Annotated in this window: 8 protein-coding genes; 2 read left to right on the top strand and 6 right to left on the bottom strand. The window is 43.5% G+C overall.

Annotated features, from left to right (window positions below; translation table 11 throughout):
- Window positions 1-109 precede the first annotated feature (109 nt).
- The gene (qac, locus tag PSF42_RS20405) at window positions 110-442 is read left to right on the top strand and encodes a quaternary ammonium compound efflux SMR transporter QacL (RefSeq protein ID WP_272680560.1); all 333 of its coding nucleotides are present in this window, start codon (window positions 110-112) and stop codon (window positions 440-442) included.
- A gap of 246 nt (window positions 443-688) precedes the next feature.
- On the opposite strand, the gene PSF42_RS20400 is transcribed toward qac, so the two are convergent.
- Window positions 689-1,321, bottom strand: a complete 633-nt coding sequence (locus PSF42_RS20400; RefSeq protein WP_020802982.1) for an IS256 family transposase — start codon at window positions 1,319-1,321, stop codon at window positions 689-691.
- A gap of 22 nt (window positions 1,322-1,343) precedes the next feature.
- Between PSF42_RS20400 and PSF42_RS20395 the strand changes: the two genes are divergently transcribed.
- On the top strand, window positions 1,344-1,619 hold the full coding sequence (locus PSF42_RS20395) for a hypothetical protein (protein ID WP_109023896.1): 276 nt from the start codon (window positions 1,344-1,346) through the stop codon (window positions 1,617-1,619).
- A gap of 2 nt (window positions 1,620-1,621) precedes the next feature.
- Here the strand turns inward: PSF42_RS20395 and sul3 are convergent, their stop codons facing one another.
- The 5 genes from sul3 to PSF42_RS20370 form a co-directional block, all read right to left on the bottom strand.
- Window positions 1,622-2,413, bottom strand: a complete 792-nt coding sequence (sul3, locus tag PSF42_RS20390; protein ID WP_000034420.1) for a sulfonamide-resistant dihydropteroate synthase Sul3 — start codon at window positions 2,411-2,413, stop codon at window positions 1,622-1,624.
- Between the two features lie 90 nt (window positions 2,414-2,503).
- Window positions 2,504-2,752: a hypothetical protein gene (locus PSF42_RS20385; RefSeq protein WP_015058183.1), complete on the bottom strand. Its 249-nt coding sequence runs from the start codon at window positions 2,750-2,752 to the stop codon at window positions 2,504-2,506.
- A gap of 129 nt (window positions 2,753-2,881) precedes the next feature.
- The gene (locus tag PSF42_RS20380) at window positions 2,882-3,127 is read right to left on the bottom strand and encodes a GrpB family protein (RefSeq protein ID WP_001354008.1); all 246 of its coding nucleotides are present in this window, start codon (window positions 3,125-3,127) and stop codon (window positions 2,882-2,884) included.
- 37 nt (window positions 3,128-3,164) lie between these two features.
- The gene (locus tag PSF42_RS20375) at window positions 3,165-4,028 is read right to left on the bottom strand and encodes an SDR family oxidoreductase (protein ID WP_000612791.1); all 864 of its coding nucleotides are present in this window, start codon (window positions 4,026-4,028) and stop codon (window positions 3,165-3,167) included.
- 145 nt (window positions 4,029-4,173) lie between these two features.
- On the bottom strand, window positions 4,174-4,432 hold a 259-nt coding region (locus tag PSF42_RS20370), incomplete at its 5' end, for a hypothetical protein (RefSeq protein ID WP_225983033.1).

Below are 4,432 nucleotides of genomic sequence, written 5' to 3'. Positions count from 1 at the left end.
TGCCAGATTTGGCGTTGCGTATGCTCACAGAAAATCGACAGCCGCAAGACTGTTTTTGGCAACTCATAGCCACCACTATTTATCCTTCATACCGTAGAGGAGATTGCACGTGAAGAACTGGCTCTTTCTGGCTATTGCAATATTTGGTGAGGTCGTCGCAACTTCCGCACTGAAGTCCAGCCATGGATTCACCAAGTTAGTTCCTTCTGTTGTAGTTGTGGCTGGCTACGGGCTTGCGTTCTATTTCCTCTCTCTCGCACTCAAGTCCATCCCGTTCGGCATTGCTTATGCTGTTTGGGCTGGCCTCGGCATCGTACTTGTGGCAGCTATCGCTTGGATCTTCCATGGCCAGAAACTAGACTTGTGGGCGTTCGTTGGCATGGGACTTATCGTTAGTGGCGTCGCCGTTCTAAATCTGCTATCCAAGGTCAGCGCACATTGATCGGGCTGGCATCTAACAGTTCATTCAAGCCGACGCCGCTTCGCGGCGCGGCTTAATTCAGGTGTTAGTCGGACGCCTACGGCGCCGAGGAAAAAAGAAACCAAACCATTCTTGCTGCCAAAGAGAAAAACCCCTTACGGTGGCGTACTGGGAAAGTGCGTATCTACGACGCCTTGCCGGTCTCAATGTCATGCCGTCCTCTTTCGAAGGCTGCTTGATGCAAACCTCTCAAAAATCTGGCATAAACTATCTTGACATATTCCGATTGAACACCTTCCGAATATCAGCGGCTATCAGCGGGATCTCATCTTTTTTCGTGACGTAGGAGTGGGCATTCTGCTGCAGATGAAACTGGCAGCGTTGCCACAGAATTCCAGGGAAGACAGCATCGATTGCCGCGCGCAGTCCTGAGTGGTCATCACTGGTGATCATTCGCAGGCCGTGCATCCCTCGTCGTACGAGACCCTCGAGAAAGGAACGCCAGTTTACCTCTGCCTCACTGTTCGCGACTTCGGCGTCAAGAATATGCCGATTCCCGCTGTAATCAACGCCAATAGCCACTAGAAGCGCCTGCTTGACCACATGGGAACCGACGCGAACCGATTCATAGGTCGCATCAAGTACCAAGTATTGAATCTGTCCGACAGGCTGCGCCTTCCAAGACGTAATCTCTTCATCGAGCTCCTTTGCCAGCCTGCTGACCTGGGACGAGCTGACTTCGGTGCCACAAAGAATTTCGACGATATCCGAGACCCTGCGGGTACTTACTCCTTTGACATACATTTCGGCGATGGCGAGCTTGAGAGCACGCTCACTGCGCATGCCTTTCTCGATGCAGCTGGGATAAAACTCCATCCCGCGAACTTGTGGTACTTTCAAGAGGACTTTCCCGGTCGCAAGATTGAATATTGGATTATTTGGATTTACCAACAAACACTACTATTTAGCTACGAAAACTCAAGAGAAGTACACAAAACCTTTTGGAAGTGATGGAAGTTTAAGTCCTCTTGATTATAGTGTAGGTATTGGAACAGGTTTAGAATTAGGACATTTCCAGTTTATGTTTGGCTATGATTACCCTCTTAGTAACAGTTCGAAAGATCCAGACCTAAGTCAAGTACGCCAACACAACTTCAGAGCAAGTATAGCATATTCATTTAGAAAGCTAAAAAAATAAAACTAACCTAGGGCTTTGGATATTTTCAAGGCATCTGATAAAGACTTAACATCATGGGTGCGGAGATAATCTGCACCTTTTTTGTATGCATACATTTCTGCTGCAAGAGTTGGTGCTAAACGAGATTTCACATCGGTTCCAGTTATTTTACCTAAGAATGATTTCCGTGACACTGCAATCATTACTTGCAAATTAAAAGCTTCTTGAATTTCAGGGAAACGCTTCAAAACAAGAATAGATGTTTCTGGATTAGAGCCTAAAAAGAAGCCCATACCCGGATCAAGAATAATTCGTTCACGCTTTACACCAGCCTCAACTAAAGCAGCAATTCTTTCTTTAAAAAATTCCATCATGGAAGTAAAAACCTCTTCCGGATTCGTTTCAACTTTAGTAGCTGCACCAATTCGCTGAACGGAGTGCATCAACACAAGTTTGCAATCTGACTTTGCCAAGCCTGAATAAATCTCAGGATAAGGAAAACCTTGAATATCATTAATAAAATCAACCTTTTGTTCTATGCAAAAACTCTGAACCTCAGGTTTAAATGTATCAACAGAAATAGAAATGCCTTTTTCTTTTAAAGCCTTAATGACAGGTTTGAGTCTTTTGATTTCTTCCACAACGCCCACTTCAGTTGTATCAGGATTACTGGAAGCGGCTCCCAAATCAATCACATCTGCTCCATCTTCAACCAAATGCAGAGCATGCTCAATTGCCTTATCTGTATCTAAATAAAGTCCTCCATCGGAAAAACTATCGGTGGTTATATTTACGATTCCAAAAATCTTGCTCATATCATTTTGCTTTGATTACAAAAGTAGCATTTATCTTAATTGACTAATTATCACTTACGCAAATTGACACATTTTCCCTATCTTTGCAGCCTAATTTTTTTGTTTTAATTCATTATGAAAACTGATAGGAACTGTCATTTCGAGTTTTTCGCGGTTTTGGGTCAAAATTCGGTTTTTTCCCCGAACTACGACTGTTTTCGCACCCCGAACAACTAATCCAATCAGAATTTTCCGGCAACGCCGACTCCAAGAAGTGTAATTCCAGTCTATTTCTGCCGTCAACCCCTGATTCGCGTTAATGCGACAAAGCTCAAACACATAACTCCCCCACGAAGCCATATAAACTCCGATTTCGAGGTGTTATCCTGTTCCGCATAAACTTCGTTTTTGGGTATTATACCTACACCAAAGCAAGAAGATTATGGGTCCAAACTTCATTTGTATATTTTGCAAACAAATATCTGCCTGTCATATCTGTCGGAGTGTGGTGATACTCCTTTGCATTAAAAATGCGCTGATAAAAGGTAGTTCAGCAAAAGGCGAAACGCCAATAAATATATCTATAACCGGTTTCGCCCGTTGATTGGGTATCGCCGTGCTTCCGATATGTTCAATGGCTACGGCATGAGAACCGAAAAAATGGAGCAATTTTATTTTCTCTTCTTCAAAATTCTTTGTCCAATCCGGGTTATATTCCATAATTTCAATTTTCATGATAGTTTCGTCCTTGCCTCAAAAACCATGTTTGGTATTATACTCCATATCTCTCCGGTGCAGGAATAGCCTTTTCTGATGCACGGCTAACAGCTTCCCATTCTTCCCAGGTAGCCATCCGTGCTTTTAAGGTATCCATCGCCAAATCGTATACCATGCTGCCAAGGATAAGCCTCAAAGGCGGATTATTGCTGGCTACTAATTTCATAAGGGCTTCCGCTGCCAAGGAAGGATCACTATCGACCGAATCTTCGGAATACTGTTTCGCCAGCTCATCGCGCAGTGTACCGTATGAATCTAATGGATTGCTGTAACTCATCGAAGTGTATAAATCTGTCCAATATCCTCCTGGTTCCACCATAGTGAGTTTCACTCCGAAATGTTCCGCTTCTTTTGCTAAGGCTTCACTCATTCCTTCCAGCGCAAATTTACTTGCACTGTAAATACCAGACATCGGACCCGAGATAATAGCGCCAATGCTTGTAATCTGTATGATATGTCCAGAACGCTGCGACCTCAAATAGGGCATCACTGCCTGACAAACCCAAAGAGCTCCAAAAAAGTTTGTGTCCATTAGTTTCCGAGCATCGGATTCGTTTAGTTCTTCAATCATACCCATAGTCATGATACCCGCATTATTAACAACAATATCAAGCCTACCGAAATGTTTAACTGCTGTTTCAACCGTAGAAAAAACAGCCTCCCTATCTGTAACATCGAGGTTTAATGGCAGTAAGCTCTCTTGATATGTTTCTTCTAGCTTCGCCAAATTATCGATAGTCCTTGCAACTGCAACAACTTTATCCCCGGCTTTCAAGGCGGCGCATGTAAAAGCATAGCCAAGCCCCTTGCTTGCTCCGGTAATAAACCATACTCTTTTATTTTCGCTATTAGGTATCATAGATATTCTCCTTTAGGCTATTATAGAAAGATTATTATAAGCGAAATTAATACCGTTAAACGCCATGAGCCCGACAATTTTGAGCACTTTGTTTTGTACTCCCAGAAGCTCACCACTACAAATTATCATCAACCCGGTCCTTTTTTCAGTCCACTTGCGGTTTCATTGTTACTTTGTCATAGCGTCGTGTCAGAATGCGGCAGAGAACAGCGTTTACTATCAACGCAACACCAGACCAGAAAAACCATGTATTAACACCTATAACCTCAACAACCGGACCTGCAACAAGTAAGCCTATCGGCATAGAAAGAGTCATGGCGGTCATCAAAAGGGAAAACACCTTGCCCATCATTTCAGGGGCAATGCTTTCTTGAACATAAGCCATAACAGGAACATTCATAAAT

The organism is Providencia sp. PROV032, from assembly GCF_028484875.1.
In the GTDB taxonomy this organism is placed as follows: Bacteria; Pseudomonadota; Gammaproteobacteria; order Enterobacterales; family Enterobacteriaceae; genus Providencia; species Providencia rettgeri_E.
The sequence above is the reverse complement of the archived record's forward strand: the minus strand, read 5'-3'. Positions and strand labels throughout refer to the sequence as shown.

What these genes read in the sequence shown, in the direction of transcription:
- sul3 (WP_000034420.1), bottom strand. Translation starts at nt 2,413, where the DNA reads ATGAGCAAGATTTTTGGAATCGTAAATATAACCACCGATAGTTTTTCC.
- PSF42_RS20385 (WP_015058183.1), bottom strand. Translation starts at nt 2,752, where the DNA reads ATGGCTTCGTGGGGGAGTTATGTGTTTGAGCTTTGTCGCATTAACGCG.
- PSF42_RS20380 (WP_001354008.1), bottom strand. Translation starts at nt 3,127, where the DNA reads ATGAAAATTGAAATTATGGAATATAACCCGGATTGGACAAAGAATTTT.
- PSF42_RS20375 (WP_000612791.1), bottom strand. Translation starts at nt 4,028, where the DNA reads ATGATACCTAATAGCGAAAATAAAAGAGTATGGTTTATTACCGGAGCA.